The following is a 21276-nucleotide window of genomic DNA, read 5'->3' as shown; positions in this document are numbered from 1 at the left end:
AGATAATTCCGAATCAATAGAATCAAACTGTAGAGACGCTTACCTAAGCGTGTCCGAAAAAAATTCTTTGATTGATTCAGATGAACTCAGCATTATATCAACAAATTCAGCAATTCTATGATTCTTCTTCTGGTTTATGGGAAGAGATTTGGGGAGAGCATCTGCATCATGGATATTATGGGCCAGATGGAACCTTAAAGAAAGAGCGACGTCAAGCCCAGATTGATTTAATTGAAGAACTTTTAAACTGGGGATTGACCTCAAAACCTTTGACATTATCTCAAATTCTGGATGTGGGCTGTGGTATTGGGGGAAGTAGCTTATATTTAGCCGATAAATTTCAAGCTGAGGTCACAGGTATTACCCTGAGTCCCGTTCAAGCTCAACGCGCTACAGAACGCGCCCTAGAAGCTCAGTTACAGGCAAAAACGAAGTTTTTGGTAGCTGATGCCTTAGAAATGCCCTTTGAGGCGAATCGCTTTGATTTGGTGTGGTCTTTAGAAAGTGCTGAACATTTCCCGAATAAAATTAAGTTTTTGCAGGAATCCTATCGAGTGTTGAAACCCGGAGGAACTTTACTGATGGCGACTTGGTGTCATCGTCCCTTAGATGGAAATGCCGGACAACTTAACGATGCAGAACGTCGTCATTTAGCCGAAATTTATCGAGTTTATGCCTTACCTTATGTGATTTCTTTACCTGAATATGAAGCAATCGCCACTCAAATTGGGTTTAACCATCTCCAAACTGCCGACTGGTCTGTATCCGTTGCCCCTTTTTGGAATACTGTGATTAATTCAGCCTTCGATCTCCGTGCCCTGATGGGTTTGGTATTGAGTGGCTGGACAACCATTCAAGCGGCTCTGGCCTTACCTCTGATGAGCCGAGGCTATGAAACCGGATTAATTCGTTTTGGTTTATTACAAGGAACGAAATAGAGAGAGCAGGGGGAGAACAGGAGAAAGACGGGAAACCCTTTTCTGTCTCCTGTCTGCGGTCTGCTTCAAAATCGATAGACTTGGCCATCAATTAACAATCTAGTGATTCCTTTAGCCTGTAGATAGGGGGCTGCTTTTCTCAGGAGTCGGCCATCGGGGACTTTAAACACCCGTTGGTTTCGTCCTGAGAAACGACTCGCTACCCGGTGGTTATCAAAGACAGGAAGGGTTTTTTCCAGAATTTCCTCCTCTGGAATCGTTCCTAACTCACTAAACGCTCTCAGGGGTTTAGCAATCAATTCTGAGGAGCGGTCAATCACTAAATAGCACGTTCTGGGTAATGCCGTTTCTGTTAGAGGCAAAATCTTGACTAATGCAGTCCCTCCACTCGTCGGAGAGTGAGAAAATAGATTGTGCCGATTGTCGTCTTCATCCTCATCCTCATCCTCATCATCGCCAAACTCGTCTAGGTAGTCCTCCTCATTGTGATTTTCCCCATCCTCGTCTTCTTCGTCTTCCTGGTTTTCCTCGTCATCCTCATTATCTTCATAGTCCCCAAACACATGGCCCCTGGAATCAAGCAGATCTTTTGCTAACAGTTCTTCTAAGCCAGGAGTAGAAGGTTGATAATTAGACGTTTGAGTCTGTATAGAATCGGCTCCTAAGAAATGAGAAGCGTTAGATTCTATCGGCTCCGACTCAAGCGCAGATGAGCGTTTACGCTTACGAGGCAGTATCAGTGTAGATTCGCGGGAAACCTCTACAGGTTCAGGTGTCTCCAAATCAAGAGTGAGTTGGGTTTCGGCAATATCCAAATCACCCTGATCCTCTAGGGAGCGTTTACCCGCACGATGAAGACGCTGTTTTTGAGTTGTCAGAATGTCATAAACATCTTTAGGAACAGCATTTTGCAGGACTCGTCTCACCGTTGAGCTACTGACTCCATAGCGTTCTGCCAAAGTTATCGTTGTTTCCTCTGGCACCTCTTGATAGAGCCTAATAATTTCCTGTTTTTCAGATTCAGAAAGTTTCGTGGATGTCATTGAGTTGGGAGTCACTTCATAGTCAGATTTAACGTTGGGGTTAATCAGGGTGATCCGATGGATATCGAGAATTCGACTAACAGGTTAATCGATTAACCTTTCGCCGTGCGTCTGCTCCGTCGGCTTTGACGAGAACGGGTGGAGATGTCGTATTCCAAAATTGCGCCAACCGCAAATAAAACCCCCGTAAACACAAAGAACACCTCTAGCAAACCGCCACTTTCATAGTCCCCTTCCAGTCGGGAGTCAGACCATTTGAAGTACATATCCGCAATGTAAAGGGAAAAGATCGCAAACGCAATCATCCGCCAGGATTGAGAAAATCGTCCGCCCCAAAACGCTAAAATCAGGGCTGTTGCTAAAATTAACAGGAAAACATCCCCGATAATATAGAACAAGTTCACCCCGAATTCGAGGGGTTCGAGTTTACTATCAATGGCTTCTACCCATAAAGGAGCGGGTGAAGTTTCTTCCTCAGATTCAGCAGCAGGCGTCCCTCGGGTTTGAGTGCTCGGTTTTTCCACTTTAGGGGCAGATACCCCAGGAACCGGGACTGAAGGTGCAGCAACCTGTTGTTCAATAGCCACAGGTTCCGGTGAACCCAGCAATCCAAAAAAGGTCGGACTAGCCACCCACAAACCAAAGGCGGTTCCTGCAACGGCTACCCCCACCAAAGCAACCCACTGTGCAATTTCTAAATCCACTCGTTTAGAAAGCACTGCCAAAATCATCCCCGCACCCAGAAATAGGTAGCTGAGGACATAAAAGGCGTCGGCTATGGAAACCGCAGGGTCTAAATGCCAAACCAGTTCCCATACCCCAAATAGAACACCCCCGATAAAGTAGAAAAATACTCCTAACCCGATACACAACCAGACATTGCGACCGCTTACCATCTGGGGACTTTGCCAGTTTCTATAACAGACAATCGCTGCTCCCAGAAATGCCCCTAATTCAAAAAAGTAGGTTCCGATGGAGTACCACAGAGGTAACTCTTCTCCTTCTACCGTCACACTAAACAGCAGGAAGAATAACAAGGCAAGAACAGCCCACACAATCCCTGCAATCACCATGCCCTGTGCCGAAAACAGGGAGGACGATAAGGAGGACTTTTGTTGTGAAGTGCTACTCATAAGATTAAAATAACTAGCAACTTAAAGAATTAAGACAACCTTGAGAAGCTGATCGTTTTTAACTCCAGCATTTCAACAAGAGTCTTTGGTAAGATCGTCCCATATTTAGGTCAGATCAGCTAGTCTAACATGGGTCAATTCATAATCCAGAGTTTGTCCAAAGCAGACTGACTCAACCAATTGATAAACAGATCCCGATCATCTGGCGATAAATCTTCAAGCACTTCTTCTATTCCCTCAGCAAAACTGGTATTCCCAAAATAGCCTTTCCCTAACTTATAGAGTTCTTGCAGCAAGGTGCAGAGGTGATTCTCTTGCCAAGGTGGAATGTGCAGGCTATCCAGGGGATTTAGGGTCAGTAATGTTTTTATAGCCTCTGAATGATCGGCTTGGGGAAACTTAGACTTTTGAAAAATTTTGATCAAATCTTTTTCAAAAGAGCCCGCTTGTTTAGCCCCTAGCAAATCTTCAATATCAAAGTACACTGCTTGCAAGAGGAGTAAACAGGCTTGAGTCAAAATAGGTAATTTGGTGTCTGTTCCGCCGTGACCTTCCCCCAAGAGTTGATCTAAACGGACTTTTCCCCAAACACTATATCGATCTGATTCTTCTAATAGGACACAAGCTTTTCCCTTATTATCAGTGAGATCTCGCCACAATGCTCTCGCCTCTTCCGCTTGTTGGGCGCTAAACATTTTCATCAGGCGAAATGTTTGTCCCTGATAATTTAAAACAGGAATCTGCTGATCTTTACTAGGGTGTTGAACCGTTGTTATTTCAACATCCGTTCGTTTCAATATAAACATGACACTTCTGCACCTACTCCTGTCCTGGCGGTCGGCTGTGTCTTTGATTGTAGTCTTTAACTTCTGTCTCCGCCTAGAAGCCTCAGACTTTTCCCGACAAAGATACGCTAGGTAGATCTTTACGGGTTACAGTTGGCTTGAGATCAAACCTCTTATTTCCGCCATTTACTCAGAATAACATGGCATCTGTCAATGACTTGAGTAAAAGTCTTGTGAGATTGTGTTAAAAATTGAGCAGGAATAAGGTAAAATATCTTATAGATTGGGTGTGTAACTCAGGTGGATAGAGTAGCGACCTTCTAAGTCGTCAGTCGGGGGTTCAAATCCCTCCACACCCGTTAAAAACCAAGCCTTTCAGACCCTAATTTTTCTCTCAAATGTCTACGCAATGTCTACGCGAAATTTGTAGACATTGCGTAGACATTTAATTGCTTTTATCCCAACTTGTCAGAGTTCACAGTTTCCCCAGTCCCAACACAGCCACTAATCCTAAAACTTTATTTAATGGTTCAGGCAACGACGGTCGATCATATTGCAACTTCCAATCCCAACGACAACGACAACAACCGCCCCCACAATCCTGAACTCAACCCGATACCCCAACACCTCGTAGCCAGACTTTCACAGCCTACCCCACGAAATAATAGAGGCCTGTTAGAAACAAGCCTCAATCATCAATATTTATTGTTTAGCCAATCTACTGCCGTCAGGATTCGGGATTGGGTGAGTCATGAGTTCCGAGTTGTTAACCTGTTCTGTGATAAACGTATCACGGCAAGAATAGGGCGTTGTGTTACGTTTAACAATTGGATCAACGATTGTCTTCCAGGCTCTCTGAGAAAAGTTGCTGTAGTTGATGGGGAGATGGTCAGGGCTAGGGAAAACTAAATCATTAGGGTTAATATCCTCTGGCTTAATAGACTCAATAAAGTCTCGTAATTTTTCATTCATTGGAAACTTACGAACCTTATTGTTTTTACTGCCTTTATTCTTAACAACACGGCCACCAACGGTTGTAATAGATTCCTTAAAAACAATGTAGTTTGCGTTAATGTTCCCCCAGTTTAAGCCTATTGCTTCACTGGGACGGCAACCCGTCATAAATAGGAAATTGACAAAGGGATAATAACGCTTGTAACTATTACCAGGAATTGAATGATTTTTAAACGCCTCTAAAATGGCTTGCTTTTCCTGTTGGCTAAAAGCATTAGGCTCCGGTTCGTTTTTCTCGTAATTGTCCTTAAATTCTTTTGCCATGCCGTCAAAAGGGTTATCTCCCCTCAAAATCTTGACAGATAATGCCCACTTAAACGCGGCGTTAACCTGTTGTAGAACTTTCTTGGTATATCCCTCTGAGGTGTTCTTAAGCAGCCATTCACGCAACTCTAGGGACTGGTAGGGAGAGGTAACACCAGATTTTTTAATCAGTGGCAAAATACATCGGGTTCTGTGGTGTAAAGTTGCCAACTTCCAGGTCGGTTTTTTATAGTCAATAAATTTTTCATAAAGTTCTACCAGGTCAATGTCTGGATATAGTTCCGAGACTTTGTTTTTATAAGAGTGGCTTTTATGACGTGGTTTATATCGTTCTAGGGTGACATCAAGTTGATCAAATCGGATATCAGCATTGATTGCATCACAAATCTCCTCAGCCTTTTTTACGTCAGTTGGACTATCCGCCTTTAGCCCTAAAGCAAAAGTTTTAACTTTGCCATTGAACAAGCTCCGGGGGAACACAATCCGCAGGTTTTCCGCATTCTTCTCTATCCGTGCCAAACCCCTCGGACTATATGTGGATGTTTTCATTTGTCTACTCAGGTCATAACTCTATCTAGCCTCAATTGTCTACGCAATGTCTACGAATGTCAAAAGACCTGGATTTAGGGGTAGATTAGGATGAGATCCTTTTTAGATTACCAAACTTGACTGAATCAGTCACAATAAAATAATAAATAGTGTTCTGATTGTGAATTGCATAAGGACGATATGACCAGTACCAGTAACTTCCGTCAAGCTTTACGAGAAGCTAAAAATGAAGCCATCCTCGGCCCCAATGTGATTGCTAACGCTTTACCCTATGTGGGTGGTGGGTTAATTCTGACTGCGGTTGGCACCTTTGGGGGTTTAAACGTTTTAGCGACAAACCGCGGATTGTTCATGCCGACCTTCTGGGTAGCCGTGATTGCACAACTCGTTCTATTTTTTGTTGCCTCTGGTGTTGCCAATAAAGGGAATAACAAAGCTGCCTTACCCCTATTAGCGACCTACAGCCTACTCACAGGCTATACCCTCACCGGTTTGGTTGCTGTTGCTTTAGGGACTAATGGTGTTGGGATTGCCGGAATTGGTGTGGCTGCATTAGGGTGTGGAGTCACGTTTATTGGGGCGCGTTCCATTGGGTCTAACCTCTCCGAGTCCGATGGGATGGCCTTAAGCAAAACCATCAACCTCGGAATTATTGCCCTATTCGTTGTCATTCTGGCACAGTTTGTCCTGAGTTTCTTTGGGATAATTGCCCCCTCTTGGTTAGAAATAGGAATTTCGGGTCTAGGAGTCTTATTGTTTGTTGGGGCGGCGGTGGTTGATTTCTATTTGTTACCTCGCGCCTACAACGACCAACAGTATTTATCCGCAGCTTTATCGATGTATTTAACGTACATCAATTTATTTATCTTTATCCTGCGCTTACTGATTGCCTTTAATCGGGATTAATTCTGGGTTGGAGAGCTTATCCCTCAGTGTAACAAGGGGCGGGGTATTCCTCGCCCTTTTTGATGAATAAGCTGTTGTGTATTTAAACTGTGATTATAGCATTACCTTTGTTTTTAAGTTTACGTCCCCATTTAATAGATAACTGTCCTTCATTTAAAAGCTGATGTAATAAACACTCTAGCTCATCAACTGATTTAAAGAGTCGATGAGCTATATATTCTTTAGCTGAATGCCAGACTAATTCAATTAAATTATAATCTGGACTATATGCTGGAAGAAATTCTAAATAGACATTCGGCATTTCTGCTTTAATTTTTTCTAGGTACTCTTCTTTTTTGTGAAAACTTGCATTGTCAAGAATAATCAGGATCTTAGCTCCTTTTTCTACAAATTCTTCTGCTTGATTTCCCGCTAATACCCATTCATAAATTAGCTCTTGATAAAAACTTTTTAACACTTGATAAAAATTATCTGCATTTCCTTTATCCAGAAATTCTACAAATCTTTTTTTATCCGAGTACCTCAATCCTCCCATCACATTAACTCTTCCTTTCCTCCTGTCTCCTCTAATCTGTTTCCTCTTCCCTTTTTTACACCAATTCTTTCTTTTTATCACTCTTAAATTAAATCCACTTTCATCCCAAAACCATACCTGTAATTGTTCTGGACTTTCTTTTGCTATTTTCAAATATTCTTCTATTTTATCTTTAAATAATTTTCTTTTTTCTGGATCTCTTTTCTCTTCTAAGCTATACTTTGCCCACAAATAAACATACTTTTTTTCCTTTAATATCTTTCTCACTTGTGAACTACTTAATTTGATTCCTGTGATTTGTTCTAAATAAGTTGCCAATCTTTCTCCTGTCCATCTCCCAAATTCATATCCTAATTCTTCCGGTTCTTTTTCTACTGTTTCTAATAATATCTCTATATATTTGTCTGTGGCTTTTCTATAATTTCCTTTCATTCTTTCATCTTTTAGGCTTTCTAATTTGTCAGGGTCTCCATGTACACACCAATAACATACTTTGTTTAATGAGCAGCCCAAAAACTTGGCAATTTCACTTTGCTTTTTACCATCATTTAGCAATAATAAAATCAAGATTCTTTCTCGGATTTGTCCATTTTCTTCCTCTTTCAATCTTTTCTGTAGTTTCTCTACTTGCTTTTCATTTAAATGATTTTTAGCAGGCATCTTTTGATTGATTTTTCTAAACTTGGTTTTTCATTATACCCTATTTAGATGCTTAACAGCTTATTAATAAATTAAAGCTTAAATTAACATCATTTGGGCTTTAATAATATGCTCTTGTGGCTTCTTGGCAGTGTGCCACAATTAGATTGGTGCTTTCCCGTGGTGGCTGGGTGAAAGGGCCAATCTATTTATTAAAATCAGGCTTAATCTTATTAGAAATTTATAAACCGCTAGACCCAAATCATCAACGATTTAAAATCTGGTCTCAAATTTGATGAAAATTCGCGATCGCTCATTTTATTGATTTTCGTCAACAGTCACAAGGGCTAAAAATTACCCCAATACAGAGTCTTGATTATAAAAATATATTGCTCTGTTTGATTATTAATTCTGTTAACAATTAATAAAAATGAGATCAGATCCTGGATATTAATCAACTTTGCTGGAAAGGATAATTATCTAAGAATAACCCTCGAAATTAGGATCTATCAACATGGCTAATTTAATTGTTACGAACTTAAATGACAATGGTATTGGTTCTTTACGAGAGGCGATCGCTCAAGCTCAATCTGGAGATATTATTCAATTTGATTCTAGTTTAGCTAATCAGCAAAATTCTATCATAAAACTGACGACAGGTCAATTAAATATTGATAAAAGTATTACCATTGATGGACTAATTTCGGGTACAATCCCAACGCCAGTTACGATTAGCGGGGAAAACCAATTTCGGGTATTAGAACTGCAAGTTGATCAGCAATTTCAACCTACAAATATAACCCTTAAAAATCTGATCATTATTAATGGGAATGCAACAGGAATTGATGAAGCAGGTGCAGGAGGAGGAATTCGCATGGGAGGTTCAACAAACCTCACCTTAGAAAATAGTGAACTCAATGATAATGTTGCCCAATTTGGAGGCGGAATTTATACCGGATTTAAAAGTAATACGGTTGTGATTAATAGCAAATTTAATCATAATGATGGCACTTTAGGGGGAAGTGAACGAGGGGGAGGTGCGATCGCTACAAAAAGCGCAGGTTCTTTGACGGTTAAAGATAGTGAATTTACCAATAATAAGGGAATTAATGGAGGTGCCATCAATCATTTACTCGGTAATTTAACAATTGATAATTCTAAATTTATTAATAATACCTCTGTTCCAGGGGGTACAGTTCCGAATGGTTCTAATAATTATCATGGTGCTGGGGGAGCCATTTATACTGATGGTGCAAATGCTTCGGGTGCGAATTTTGAGCCGGGATTAACAGGGGGAATCATTCAGATTAGTAATTCTTTATTTGATGGTAATACTGGTGCTGGACAAGGAGGCGGATTATTTTTATTTGCTTATCCTCCTGATCAAATCATTGTTGAAAATAGTACGATTATTAATAATATCATTCAAACTAATCTGAAAGGCGATTCTTTAGGGGGAGGATTGCGTTCAGGAAATGCTGAATTAACGATTAATCATACAACTTTTGCCAATAACCGAGCCTATAGTCAAGGAGGAGGTTTATGGATTGGTGAAACTTCTCCGACTACGATAACCAATAGCACATTTTCAGGAAATCGTGCCGAATCTTCCGACGGTAATCAGGGTTTAGGGGGTGCAATAACTCTTGCTAATGGGACAAATTCAACCCAGATTATTAATACAACAATTGCTAATAATTATGCAGGGTTTCAAGGGGGAGGATTTTGGGGAGGAGGGACAAATGTTACTTTACATAATACGATTTTAGCGAAAAATTTTGCTAATAATGGGGGAAATTCTTGGAACGTTAAACATCATACGGGAACTGAATATAATGAAGGCGGCGGTAATATTCAAACTAATGAGTTAAACCCTAATGATACTAAAGCAACGGCTAATATTCAATTAGTGGCTGATGCTTTATTAGGGGATTTACAAACAATTGATGGAAAATTAATTCATCCTTTATTAACCGGAAGTCCCGCGATTGATACAGGTAATAATAATAATTCACCCATAACGGATCAACTCGGTCAAACTCGTCCCATTGATGGTGATCAAAATGGTACAGCCATTATTGATAGTGGTGCTTATGAGTTTCCCGTCCTAACACCCACACCAACTCCGACAGTAACTCCAACTCCAACTCCAACTCCCAGTCCAACTCTGACAGTAACTCCAACTCCAACTCCAACTCCGACAATAACTCCAACTCCAACTCCAACTCCCAGTCTAACTCCGACAGTAACTCCGAGTCCAACTCCAACTTCAAGTCCGACAGTAACTCCGAGTCCAACACCAACACCAACACCAACGCCAATTCCACAACCAACACCAACACCAACTCCGAGTCCAACACCAACGCCAACACCACAACCTACACAGAGTCCTATTGTTGGTGAAAATGACTGTTTGTGTGATCAATTCCCTAAACCAAACTTAAACCCAGAAAAAACACAAAATGTAATCGAAAAAACCTTAAATGGGACAATAGAAAATGATGACTTAAGGGGAAGTAATTTTAATGATCAAATCAATGGTTTTGAAGGAAATGATACTTTAATCGGAATGGAAAGTGGAGATAACCTTAATGGTGGAAATGGAAATGATTTGTTATTGGGAAATCAAGGTGCAGATGTTTTTATGGGAGGGTTAGGAGATGATACCCAATATGGAGGACAAGATGATGATATTTTGCAAGGAGATGAAAATAACGATTTGCTATTTGGCGATCGCAATCATGATTTTATCCAGGGAAATCTAGGAGAAGATACCCTCTATGGAGGGAAAGAAAATGATCAGTTACAGGGAGATGAAGACAATGATATTTTATACGGTGATTTAGGAAATGATACCTTAATTGGAGGAAGCGAAAACGATATTTTATTGGGAAATTTAGACGACGATTTGCTTGATGGAGGTTCAGGAGACGATAGTTTATTAGGAGGGGAAAATCAAGATAGTTTAGAAGGAGGAATTGGGAATGATAGTTTATGGGGAGATCTCGGAAATGATAGCCTTTGTGGAGGAGACAATAACGATTTGCTGTCGGGAAATTCAGGAGTAGATATTATAGACGGTTGTTTAGGAAATGATAGCCTGTATGGGGGAAGTGAAAATGATTCTTTAATCGGAGGAATTGGCAATGATAGTTTATGGGGAGACCTGGGGGATGATACCCTCAATGGGGGATTAGGTCAAGATATTTTTATGTTGCAAATTAACGCCGGAAATGACTTAATTCTTGACTTTGATATTACCTTAGATCAGTTAGGACTCAGTAACGGATTAACCTTTGAGCAACTCACCTTAATTCAAGAAGAAAATGCAGTTATTATTCGTTTAACTTCTACAGAAGAAGATTTAGCTAAATTAAACGGGATTGATTTAGATTTAATAACTGCTAATCAGTTTCAGGTCATTTAATCCTCTGATCAATAAGAATTAGAAAAAAAATCCCCCTGATTCAGGGGGATGAATAATAGAGGGTCTAAACACAATCTAAGCAATTGAAAGAAATGTTGAATTACAGTCCAGAACCAGATTGAGGCGCGGCTCCAGTAGGTTCAACACTTTGACGGAGGAAGGTAATTTGTTGTTCAAAATCCATATTTTCTAATTGACCTAATAAAGCTTTGCCTTCTTGAGAAAATTCATAATTTTCCGGCATGGGAATAATGGTTTTAGCATCCATTCCTTGCGCTAAACGATACCAAAACAAGAGTTTGGTATTGTCACTTAAAGAGCCATATTCACGACACAATTGGGTATCATTACTTTGTAAAAAGTCGCGTTGAGCTTGCAATTGTTCTTCAAAAGAAAGGGCTTGAACTTGATTATATAACCCTTCGGCAATCTCCGTTTGGGCAGCACCAGGAGCCGCAGGAGTAATAGATTGACCCATTTTTGTATAAACAAACCACAAAAAAGCTAATTGGGTATCTACATCTAATCCTCGGAATTTAGATAAAGCTTGTTCTAAATCCTGTTGAGTGGGTGTAAAGGTCATGAAAAATGCTCCAATTTATTAATGCAAAACGATGTAATTTATCCTGATTCAAATTGAATCAAGGAAGACATTGTTATAAATCTTAATAAATATAAGGGTAATCTTCCTCTTTCTCAAGAATGAAAAAAAAGCGAAATGATTACCCACCCAATTAATTAGAAACTTGTAGATTTTTTACAACAGCCTTGCGGTAGATCAAAAAAATATTGATCCTATTTATTGTTGAGTCCATTCGTAAGTTTAGTTTTCCTAATAGAAGGGTTAAATTAATTTAACTTTGTACTTGTCCCCGATGAGCAATAAAATCAATCCCTTACACTCTTAATACCTGCTTCTTTCTTCTCTAGGAATGAAAATCAATAGAAGAGAACGCTACAATAATAAACACAGACACCCGATTCTGCCCTTTGTGCTTTTCTACAGTATCATATTTTACTCAGTTTAACCCATAAGATGTGTTATAAATTTGAGTATAATTCAGTAAGAATAAAGTTTCTGGCTTTTCAGGCTTCTATCTTACTTGTATCAATTGAGTTTAATTAAACCTGATCTTCTTTGCTGGATCTCAACCCAATATTATGGCTAGTTTTTTTAAAGTGCTTCAATGTATGTTTTTATCTTCTAATTTTGAGGAAAATGAACGATTAGAAACGCTTTATCGTTACCAAATCTTAGATACGCCTTCTGAAGCAGCATTTGACCGGATTACACTTTTAGCATCTCGATTGCTCAAGGTGCCTATCTCCTTGGTGAGTTTAGTTGATCAGAATCGAATTTGGTTTAAATCCCGTCTAGGACTGGAGTATCCTCAGGTTGATCGTGAAGGCAGCTTTTGCGGTTTTGCGATGTATAATCCAGGGGTTTATTGTATTAATGACACCCTCACAGATTCCCGATGGTGCAATCATCCTTTGGTAACGGGGGAGTTTAATCTCCGGTTTTATGCAGCGGCTCCTTTGTGTACGTCTGATGGACAACGCTTAGGAACCCTATGTGTAATGGATCATCATCCCCGCCAGTTGAGTGAGTTGGAAGTCCAAACCCTACAATCTCTTGGGGAATTAGTCATTGAACAGTTAGATTTACGATTAGCATCCCAACGGTTACAGCAAACAGAAATAGCTTTGTTGCAAAGTCAAGATCGGTTTCGGTCATTAGTCGAACAGGCGGCGGATGGGTTTTTGTTACATGATTTGAACGGCCAGATTTTAGATGTTAATCAATTTGCGTGTCAAAGTTTGGGGTAAGCTGTTGTGTATTTAAACTGTGATTATAGCATTACCTTTGTTTTTAAGTTTACGTCCCCATTTAATAGATAACTGTCCTTCATTTAAAAGCTGATGTAATAAACACTCTAGCTCATCAACTGATTTAAAGAGTCGATGAGCTATATATTCTTTAGCTGAATGCCAGACTAATTCAATTAAATTATAATCTGGACTATATGCTGGAAGAAATTCTAAATAGACATTCGGCATTTCTGCTTTAATTTTTTCTAGGTACTCTTCTTTTTTGTGAAAACTTGCATTGTCAAGAATAATCAGGATCTTAGCTCCTTTTTCTACAAATTCTTCTGCTTGATTTCCCGCTAATACCCATTCATAAATTAGCTCTTGATAAAAACTTTTTAACACTTGATAAAAATTATCTGCATTTCCTTTATCCAGAAATTCTACAAATCTTTTTTTATCCGAGTACCTCAATCCTCCCATCACATTAACTCTTCCTTTCCTCCTGTCTCCTCTAATCTGTTTCCTCTTCCCTTTTTTACACCAATTCTTTCTTTTTATCACTCTTAAATTAAATCCACTTTCATCCCAAAACCATACCTGTAATTGTTCTGGACTTTCTTTTGCTATTTTCAAATATTCTTCTATTTTATCTTTAAATAATTTTCTTTTTTCTGGATCTCTTTTCTCTTCTAAGCTATACTTTGCCCACAAATAAACATACTTTTTTTCCTTTAATATCTTTCTCACTTGTGAACTACTTAATTTGATTCCTGTGATTTGTTCTAAATAAGTTGCCAATCTTTCTCCTGTCCATCTCCCAAATTCATATCCTAATTCTTCCGGTTCTTTTTCTACTGTTTCTAATAATATCTCTATATATTTGTCTGTGGCTTTTCTATAATTTCCTTTCATTCTTTCATCTTTTAGGCTTTCTAATTTGTCAGGGTCTCCATGTACACACCAATAACATACTTTGTTTAATGAGCAGCCCAAAAACTTGGCAATTTCACTTTGCTTTTTACCATCATTTAGCAATAATAAAATCAAGATTCTTTCTCGGATTTGTCCATTTTCTTCCTCTTTCAATCTTTTCTGTAGTTTCTCTACTTGCTTTTCATTTAAATGATTTTTAGCAGGCATCTTTTGATTGATTTTTCTAAACTTGGTTTTTCATTATACCCTATTTAGATGCTTAACAGCTTATACGCGACAAGAACTTTTAAAGTTATCGATTCAACAAATAGAAACTGAGGAAATTCCCGCGCTCTTTTTGCAAAGTTTAGTTCCGAATGAACCCATAACCCTACGCCGAATTTACCGTCGTAAAGATCAAACCACCTTTCCCGTAGAAGTCCGGGTTGGGTTAATTCAAGTGGGAGAACAACAATTAATTCATGCTTTAGCCCGCGATATTAGCGATCGCTTACAAATTGAACAACAACTCAAACAACAAGCAGAACGGGAACGATTTACTTCCCGGCTGACTCAACGCATTCATGAATCTTTAGAGTTAAGTGAAATTCTCAATACCACCGTTACCGAAATTCGTCAGGTGCTACAAACTGAACGGGTGATTATTTTCCGGTTTGATGACCATTATGGCGGAGAAGTTTTAACCGAATCTCAAACGAAAGGATGCTTTTCTCTGCTAGGGAATCGATATACTGATAGTTGTATTCAACAAACATTAGGGTTAGAAAATCCTCAGAAAATTAAATCCGTTGCTGATATTGACACCTCTAATTTAAGCTGTTGTCATTACGAACTGTTGCACAAACTTCAGGTTCGAGCTTATTTAGTCACACCAATTTGGCATGGACAAAAAATGTGGGGCTTATTACTCGCCCATCAATGTTCGAGTCCCCGACAATGGCAAACTTGGGAGCAGGAATTATTAGTATCTTTATCCGCCCAATTGGCGATCGCCATTCAACAATCGGAACTTTATCATCAGTTACAACTTGTCAATCATGAATTAAAAGATTTAGCAACCTCTGATAGTTTAACCGGAGTTGCTAACCGTCGTTGTTTTGATGATTATCTGCATCATCAATGGGCTCAATTATCTCAAGACCAACTGCCCTTATCAGTCATTTTGTGTGATTTAGACTTTTTTAAACGGTATAACGATACCTACGGACATTTAGCCGGGGATCTCGCCTTACGAGAAGTCGCTCAAGGAATTAACCGAGTCATGAGATATCCGGGGGATTTATTGGCTCGATATGGTGGGGAAGAATTTGCCGTTATTTTACCTAAAACAGACGTATCAGAAGCGATTTTAATTGCCCAAAATATTCAAAACCAGATCGAACAATTAAAGATTGTTCATGAGGGTTCATTAGTGGATACTTATATGACTTGTAGTTTGGGAATTAGTAGTGTTATTCCTTCAGAAAAAATACCTCCAAAACAATTAGTCGCAATGGCTGATCAAGCACTCTATCAAGCCAAAGCTCAAGGACGAAATCAATATGTTGTCTCTTCCTTATCTTCTTCCTTCAGCCAGAAAAAATGAACCGCTAAGGGTTCATCATCAATTGCCATCAAGAAAAGATCATTGATATTTAGCATGGGTTCAAAATAATATCCTTCATCGGATAACCTTGGTCGGGAGTGAAAATATACAACTAAGCAGACAATAATTCTTCAGAAATAGAAGAATTAGAGAAAATCTCCTCGATATTTTCGATAATTTCAAAGACTCGATCGAGTTGTGTAATTTCAAAAACCAGTCGGGCGGTTGCAGATGGCCTACACATCACCAAACGACACCCTTTACTGCGCGCAAATTTAACAGCCGTCACAACGGCTCCTAAACCTGAACTATCCATAAAATCTACAGTTGCCAGATTCATCACCCAGATTTTGTGGGGTTCTATGGGAATATTAACTAATTGTTCTTTGAGAAAAAGACCTCCTTGGGAGTCAAGACGAGTTTGAGGCTGAAGCCAAACATACCCATTTAATTCTTGCCATTCCATTGTTATCACTCCTAGCTTGTTAAAGGCAGCAGATACTCACCCTTTCACCCAACAATAGAATTGTTCAGACCAACGTTAAAACAGTTGAGACTCATCATCCTCAAAAAACAAGATGAAGCACCTATAATAATTGAACTGTTGAGAGTTTTTGGTCTGTCCAAAGAGGGATTTATAGCCATTTAGGATGAATTAAACTTTATTTCATCTTAACTTAGCTACAATTGAAAGAGAGAAACGAGAGGGACTCACATCCAGGTATACTGGGAATTACAGCAATTCTGGATTTTTTACAGAAGTCTTGACATTGACTCAGATCCAGTTCCTAGGATTTTGCCAACGATCCCCTTTCGCGGGACATCTAACTGAGGTTTGATCGACTGAACCTAATTTGTTGTGTTCCTCAACCCAATTGAGATTGACACAATTCGGAAAAACACGTCAAGATATATAGAGAAGTATAAAGCTTTGCAAAAAAATATAAAGGCAGCATTGAATGTCTTTTGAGTTTGTATCCTTAGAAACAATTCGAGAAATTGCTCATCAATACGGCTACTGGGCTGTGTTTGTCGGAATAGCCTTAGAAAATGCGGGCATTCCGCTCCCTGGAGAAACGATTACCCTCGTGGGTGGGTTTCTGGCTGGGAGTGGTGAATTGAATTATTGGTTTGTCCTCGGTAGTGCCATTGCTGGGGCAATTTTAGGCGATAATTTTGGCTACTGGCTGGGCAAATGGGGTGGGTGGCCATTGCTATTGCGTCTGGGTAAGTTATTCCGTATCCGCGAAGAACAACTCCATGAGGTTAAAGAACAATTTCGCCAAAATGCAGCCCGGGCTGTTTTTCTCGGTCGATTTGTCGCCTTGTTACGGATTTTTGCTGGCCCTTTAGCCGGAATTGCCCAAATGCCCTACTGGAAATTTTTTCTTTGTAATGCTGCTGGAGCGACCGTTTGGGCATCGGTGATGGTCAGTTTATCCTATTTCGTCGGTAATCTTATCTCCTTGGAAAAATTAGTCGCTTGGGTTGCCCAATTTGCAATTCTGGCTCTAATTTTAGTGGTGGCTTGGTTCGTTATTCCCATGTGGTTAGAAACCCGTAAAGCTAACCATCTTTAATCAGTTATCAGTTATCAGTTATCAGTGGAGGAGGAATGACTGTTGGTTACTCTTTCCCCCTCCCTCCGTCCCCGTCATTCCCTAGTCCCCTAGTCCCCTAGTCCCCTTCTCCCCCTCTCCCTGAGTCTCAAGATCCGAAAGGGGGATAAAATGATTGATGCAGACGGTTACGCTTTCCTCGGTTGAGGCAAATTCATAGCGGTTTTTTCCTTGATGTTTGCCCCTATACATGGCTGCATCAGCTTTATTAACTAAGGTTTCTAAATCTGTTCCATCATCAGGATAAAAACTAATGCCAATACTGGCTCCAATTTGACATTCATGACCGTTGACTACACAACGTTGAGAGAGTGCTAAAAGAATCGTCTGAGCAATTTTAATCACATCATTTCGATGATAAATATTCGTTAAAATCAAGGTGAATTCATCCCCTCCCATGCGGGCAACAGTATCGGATTTTCGGACAGATAAAGATAATCGTTTCGCAACTTCTTGCAATACGAAATCACCACTTTGATGTCCTAAACAATCATTCACTAATTTAAACCCATCCAGATCAATAAAAAGAACAGCAAACCGCGTTTTTTGTCGTTGGGCTTGGGTGATCGCTCGTTCTAAACGGTCAAAAAATAAAACACGATTAGGTAATCCTGTTAATTTATCAAAATGAGCTAACCAAGCTAATTGAGCTTCTAATTGTTTGCGATCGCTAATATCCCGTTTAACAGCAACAAAGCGAATAATTTCATTAAGAGAATTTTTAACAGGTGCAATCGTCATTTCTTCATAATAAGTCGTCCCATCTTTTTTGGAGTTAACTAATTCTCCTTTCCAGCCTTTTCCTGATAAAATAGTTTTCCACAAGCGTTGATAAAATTCTTTGTTTTGACGACCACTTTTTAACAGAGAAGGTTTCTTTCCAATCACTTCGTTTGCCTGATAGCCTGTAATCTTTGTAAAGGCAGGGTTGACATATTCAATTGTTCCATCTTTGCTAGTAATTACAATCATATCATCTGCCGATTCCATTGCTACAAAACGGGTCATTAATTCTTGAGTTTGCTGTAAATAATTGTTTTCTCTCTTAATTAAAGTCATCAATAAAATTATCAATAATAAAAATAAAAATCCATATATCATTACTTTAATATACCAAGTCAAAAACACATCAAATAAAGGCAACTCTATTAAAATAATTAAGGGATAACCTTCAATTCTTTGAATTCCATAAATGCTTTTTTTTCCATCCCTAGGAGATATTAATATCTCAATTTTTTGGCTTTGATTCTCTTTAATAAATTTTTGTAAAGCCACAAGTTGTAATAATCGATTTTTATCAGAAGATAGGTGGGGTTCTCTAGTGATTAGTCTTAATTTTAAATCTATAATTTCAATTACACCCCGATTATCTAGGTTGATCCCTTGAATTTCACGGTTTAAAACTGAAGAATCAAAATTTTTTTGGAAAAAACTTAAACCCTGTTTAGAGTTTAATTTATAGGAAATATTCTGAGCTACAAGTTGAGCGATATTCCGAATATTTTGCTCTGTATTTCGAGCCTTAAATTGATAAGAATAGAAAAGTTCAATCCCCAAAACGGTAGCCACTATTATTACTAATCCGACTGCACAAATAATTCGCAGAGATTTCTGCCCATCTTTTTCCTGATCGTCTATTTTCATATTTTCAAGTAGATGATAGATAAAACCCATTGAACAGCGTTGTGAAGGTTTACCTGAGAAAATGATAATGATAAGATTGCTTAAGGAGTGATAAAGCCTAATGATAAACTACATCCTAAAATTTTATCACTAATTCGGGTAACACCCAGCCGAATTGAATCGCAAACAATCATCAAAGTTATCTAAAATTGACCTAGAATTAGATTATAAGCTCCTTTACATTTGGCTGATCGAAAAATCAGGGTGTACAGCGTCAGAATCAGGGTTTAGAGGATTGGCTTTAGGGAAGATGGGTTAACAGTTAACCCCAACTCCCGGATCTAATCTTTATAAAAAAAGTAATATAAAATTTTAAATAGGCGAATGCAATGAGCGATCGCAAATCTTTTGTCTGGAAACAGTGGCTTTCTCAACATGATGAAACATCCTTACAATTCGGGGAATTTTTAAAGTTAATTTTGACCCTATTGATGATTACAATGGGAGTGGGTGGACTCAAGCAATGGGGTTTGTTTCAAGGGTTAGAACTGCGGGTTTATGATCGGATGGTACAACTGCGTCCTTACCATCAACCCGATCCTAGACTCTTAGTGGTAGAAATTACAGAAACTGATATTAACCGCCTTAAACAATGGCCGTTGTCCGATGAAATTATTGCTCAAGTTTTAGCTAAATTACAACAGGAACAAGCCGCCGTTATCGGGTTAGATATAGCTCGAAACGTACCCCAAGAACCCGGTCATCAAGCTTTAATTGAGCAAATGAAACAACCCAATTTTATCGCAGTCATGAGCGTTGGAAATAGCGAAGCGGATCGTATTTTACCCCCCCCTAGAGTTCCTCCTCAACAGGTGGGAACGGTAGATGTCCCCCTGGATCCAGATGGGGTATCCCGTCGCCATTTAATGTTTAATTGGGATGGGAAAATTAACCGTTTATCTTTACCTCTGCGTTTAGTTTTAACCTATTTAAACGCTGACTGTCCCGGCTACACTCCTTTACATTCAAGTATTCCTTGTAAAAACATTAAACCCAAACTTAATCAGAATTTAGATTATCAACTAGGATCAATTGCTTTTCCCAAACTCAAACCGAATGATGGGAGTTATCAATCTGTCATTGGGGGTTCTCAAATTTTGGTTAATTATCGTCACGCTCCTGATGCAATTCGTCAAGTTTCGTTAATGGATGTATTAGAAGGAAAGGTTAATTCTGCCTGGATTAAAGATAAAATTGTGCTAATTGGAGTGAGTGCGCCGAGTTTACGAGATTCGGTCTTAACCCCTCTCAATACTGGGAATAATCGGATGCCAAAATTGCCCGGTGTGGTTAATTTAGCTCAAATGACCAGTCAGTTATTGAGTGTGGTTTTAGAGGAAGAATCTCTGTTTTGGTTTCTGTCAGAACGTCAAGAATTATTATGGATTTTAATTTGGGCGATCGCAGGTCTAATTTTATCTGAATTTTCTTCTCGATATTCCTACCTTTTATTAGGAACAGGACTACTATTAACAGCATTAGGCGGAATCAGCTTTTTAGTTTTTTTAAATCAAGGGTGGATTCCCCTTATTTCTCCGAGTGTAGCTTTAATTTTAACGGTTATTTTAGGGGTTATTAATCGAGAATATCAATCTCAAAAACAACAAAAAACGGTAATGCGTTTATTAGGACAACAAACCTCCCCAGAAATTGCTGATGCGTTATGGAAAGGACGGTCAAATTTATTAGAATCCGGTCGTTTACCTTGGCAAAAATTAACTGCAACGGTGTTTTTTTCGGATATTAAAAATTTTAGTACCCTTTCAGAAGCGGAATCTCCCGAATTTATTATGGGATGGTTAAATGAATATCTAAATATTATTATCGAAGAAGTTCAAACCCATCATGGCATTGTGAATAAATTTATGGGGGATGGTGTCATGGCTGTATTTGGAGTTCCGGTTGCGAGTAAAACAGAAGCTGAAATTGCGACCAAAGCTCAACAGGCTGTCAATTGTGCGTTATCTATTCGTCAGCGCTTAGAAACGGTCAATCAAGATTGGCAAAAACGAGGTTTACCTGTGGTTGAAATGCGGGTAGGAATCTTTACCGGGCCAGTAGTTGTTGGTAGTTTAGGCGGAAAAAATCGGTTAGAATATGGGGTAATAGGAGATAGTGTAAATACCGCTTCTCGTTTAGAAAGCTGTTTAAAAGAGCGTCAAGTTGATACCTGTCGAATTTTAATTGCTTATGAAACATTAATTTATTTGAATGAACAATATAACGTAGAATTTTGGGGAGAATTACCTTTAAAAGGAAAATTACAAAAAATCAAAGTTTATCGAGTTATTAATCATCTTCATGAAAACAGTAATTCAACCTCCTAATTTTCAATGTAGAGACGCGCCATGGCGCGTCTCTTGGATTTTAAGGGATCATCTGTAGCACAGATTTAAGGATGGAATCTA

General features: G+C 39.0%; 16 protein-coding genes and 1 tRNA gene. 8 read left to right on the top strand and 9 right to left on the bottom strand.

Going from position 1 to position 21276, the window contains the following annotated elements; translation table 11 throughout:
- Positions 1–80 precede the first annotated feature (80 nt).
- Positions 81–938 (top strand): methyltransferase domain-containing protein, encoded by an 858-nt coding sequence (locus tag NMK36_RS17685; RefSeq protein ID WP_254174300.1) that lies wholly within the window; start codon positions 81–83, stop codon positions 936–938.
- A 65-nt stretch (positions 939–1003) separates the two neighbouring features.
- Here NMK36_RS17685 and NMK36_RS17680 read toward each other — a convergent pair whose 3' ends face one another.
- The 3 genes from NMK36_RS17680 to NMK36_RS17670 all read right to left on the bottom strand — a co-directional run bounded on the left by NMK36_RS17680 (position 1004) and on the right by NMK36_RS17670 (position 3920).
- The gene (locus NMK36_RS17680; protein ID WP_072719586.1) at positions 1004–1981 is read right to left on the bottom strand and encodes a helix-turn-helix domain-containing protein; all 978 of its coding nucleotides are present in this window, start codon (positions 1979–1981) and stop codon (positions 1004–1006) included.
- A 92-nt stretch (positions 1982–2073) separates the two neighbouring features.
- Positions 2074–3114 carry a hypothetical protein gene (locus tag NMK36_RS17675; protein ID WP_072719585.1) on the bottom strand — a complete coding sequence of 347 codons (1041 nt, stop codon included), beginning with the start codon at positions 3112–3114 and terminating at the stop codon, positions 2074–2076.
- Positions 3115–3248: 134 nt separating this feature from the next.
- Complete coding sequence (locus NMK36_RS17670) at positions 3249–3920, bottom strand: Npun_F0813 family protein (RefSeq protein WP_072719584.1); 672 nt, start codon at positions 3918–3920, stop codon at positions 3249–3251.
- Between the two features lie 264 nt (positions 3921–4184).
- Between NMK36_RS17670 and NMK36_RS17665 the strand changes: the two genes are divergently transcribed.
- Positions 4185–4258, top strand: a tRNA-Arg gene (locus NMK36_RS17665).
- Between the two features lie 343 nt (positions 4259–4601).
- On the opposite strand, the gene NMK36_RS17660 is transcribed toward NMK36_RS17665, so the two are convergent.
- The gene (locus NMK36_RS17660) at positions 4602–5642 is read right to left on the bottom strand and encodes a tyrosine-type recombinase/integrase (RefSeq protein ID WP_186440368.1); all 1041 of its coding nucleotides are present in this window, start codon (positions 5640–5642) and stop codon (positions 4602–4604) included.
- A gap of 264 nt (positions 5643–5906) precedes the next feature.
- Between NMK36_RS17660 and NMK36_RS17655 the strand changes: the two genes are divergently transcribed.
- Positions 5907–6632, top strand: a complete 726-nt coding sequence (locus NMK36_RS17655; RefSeq protein ID WP_072719582.1) for a Bax inhibitor-1/YccA family protein — start codon at positions 5907–5909, stop codon at positions 6630–6632.
- 82 nt (positions 6633–6714) lie between these two features.
- Here the strand turns inward: NMK36_RS17655 and NMK36_RS17650 are convergent, their stop codons facing one another.
- Positions 6715–7827 carry an IS630 family transposase gene (locus tag NMK36_RS17650; protein WP_254172743.1) on the bottom strand — a complete coding sequence of 371 codons (1113 nt, stop codon included), beginning with the start codon at positions 7825–7827 and terminating at the stop codon, positions 6715–6717.
- Positions 7828–8320: 493 nt separating this feature from the next.
- On the opposite strand from NMK36_RS17650, the gene NMK36_RS17645 reads away from it, so the two are divergent.
- Complete coding sequence (locus NMK36_RS17645) at positions 8321–11233, top strand: calcium-binding protein (protein WP_254174299.1); 2913 nt, start codon at positions 8321–8323, stop codon at positions 11231–11233.
- 100 nt (positions 11234–11333) lie between these two features.
- Here NMK36_RS17645 and NMK36_RS17640 read toward each other — a convergent pair whose 3' ends face one another.
- On the bottom strand, positions 11334–11816 hold the full coding sequence (locus NMK36_RS17640) for an orange carotenoid protein N-terminal domain-containing protein (protein WP_254174298.1): 483 nt from the start codon (positions 11814–11816) through the stop codon (positions 11334–11336).
- 578 nt (positions 11817–12394) lie between these two features.
- Here NMK36_RS17640 and NMK36_RS17635 point away from each other — a divergent pair.
- On the top strand, positions 12395–13063 hold the full coding sequence (locus NMK36_RS17635) for a GAF domain-containing protein (protein WP_254174297.1): 669 nt from the start codon (positions 12395–12397) through the stop codon (positions 13061–13063).
- Positions 13064–13075: 12 nt separating this feature from the next.
- Here NMK36_RS17635 and NMK36_RS17630 read toward each other — a convergent pair whose 3' ends face one another.
- Complete coding sequence (locus NMK36_RS17630) at positions 13076–14188, bottom strand: IS630 family transposase (protein ID WP_254172743.1); 1113 nt, start codon at positions 14186–14188, stop codon at positions 13076–13078.
- A 22-nt stretch (positions 14189–14210) separates the two neighbouring features.
- Here NMK36_RS17630 and NMK36_RS17625 point away from each other — a divergent pair, with 22 nt between their 5' ends.
- Positions 14211–15566: a diguanylate cyclase domain-containing protein gene (locus NMK36_RS17625; protein WP_254174296.1), complete on the top strand. Its 1356-nt coding sequence runs from the start codon at positions 14211–14213 to the stop codon at positions 15564–15566.
- Between the two features lie 112 nt (positions 15567–15678).
- On the opposite strand, the gene NMK36_RS17620 is transcribed toward NMK36_RS17625, so the two are convergent.
- Positions 15679–16032: an STAS domain-containing protein gene (locus NMK36_RS17620; RefSeq protein ID WP_072719578.1), complete on the bottom strand. Its 354-nt coding sequence runs from the start codon at positions 16030–16032 to the stop codon at positions 15679–15681.
- A 493-nt stretch (positions 16033–16525) separates the two neighbouring features.
- Here NMK36_RS17620 and NMK36_RS17615 point away from each other — a divergent pair, with 493 nt between their 5' ends.
- Positions 16526–17146, top strand: a complete 621-nt coding sequence (locus NMK36_RS17615; RefSeq protein ID WP_072719577.1) for a DedA family protein — start codon at positions 16526–16528, stop codon at positions 17144–17146.
- Positions 17147–17227: 81 nt separating this feature from the next.
- Here NMK36_RS17615 and NMK36_RS17610 read toward each other — a convergent pair whose 3' ends face one another.
- The gene (locus tag NMK36_RS17610; RefSeq protein ID WP_254174295.1) at positions 17228–18829 is read right to left on the bottom strand and encodes a diguanylate cyclase domain-containing protein; all 1602 of its coding nucleotides are present in this window, start codon (positions 18827–18829) and stop codon (positions 17228–17230) included.
- Positions 18830–19197: 368 nt separating this feature from the next.
- Between NMK36_RS17610 and NMK36_RS17605 the strand changes: the two genes are divergently transcribed.
- Positions 19198–21195, top strand: a complete 1998-nt coding sequence (locus NMK36_RS17605) for a CHASE2 domain-containing protein (RefSeq protein WP_254174294.1) — start codon at positions 19198–19200, stop codon at positions 21193–21195.
- Positions 21196–21276: the final 81 nt, after the last annotated feature.

The sequence above is a fragment of the Planktothrix pseudagardhii genome, assembly GCF_904830925.1.
In the GTDB taxonomy this organism is placed as follows: Bacteria; Cyanobacteriota; Cyanobacteriia; order Cyanobacteriales; family Microcoleaceae; genus Planktothrix; species Planktothrix tepida.
This window is presented reverse-complemented; position numbering and strand designations above follow the sequence as displayed.